We start from the raw sequence: 560 nt of genomic DNA on the forward strand, positions 1-560 counted from the left end.
CATTGGCGCCATTTCAACTTTAGGGAATGGAGCCGGTCAACGGGTCGCAGAGGCTGCCAGCAGGAGGGCACTGCCATGCGTCGGATCCTTCCCCTAGTGATCGCTATCGCGGCGTCCACGTCGCTTCTCGGGTGCGCTTCGCGGCCACCGACGCCCCCCACCAGTCCCGAGCAGGGCGAAGGCGCCCCGATGTCCTATGCCCCGGGCGAGCGCTATCACATCGGTCCGGATGACGAGCTCTCCGTCAACGTCTGGCGCAACCCCGATCTCTCCGTGGTCGTGCCCGTGCGTCCGGACGGGATGATATCGGTGCCCCTGGTCGGCGATGTTGCCGCCGGCGGGCACACCCCGGAGGAGGTCGCGAAGAGCATCCGCGAGGCCCTCGCCTACTACGTCCGCGAGCCGCAGGTGACGGTTGTGGTGACCGAGCTCAACAGCCACGAGTACCTCTCACGGGTACGTGTCACCGGTGCCGTCGAAGAGCCTGCCTCGGTGCCCTGGCGCCAGGGAATGACGGTGCTCGATCTCGTCCTCGAGGCTGGGGGCATGACCGAGTTCGC

Annotated in this window: 1 protein-coding gene; it reads left to right on the forward strand. The window is 67.1% G+C overall.

From position 1 onward, the window contains the following. Window positions 1–189: 189 nt before the first annotated feature. Window positions 190–560 (forward strand): polysaccharide biosynthesis/export family protein (locus G7A99_RS24155; RefSeq protein WP_163144616.1); only part of this gene is annotated, 371 nt, incomplete at its 3' end.

It is taken from the genome of Arhodomonas sp. KWT (genome assembly GCF_010993615.1).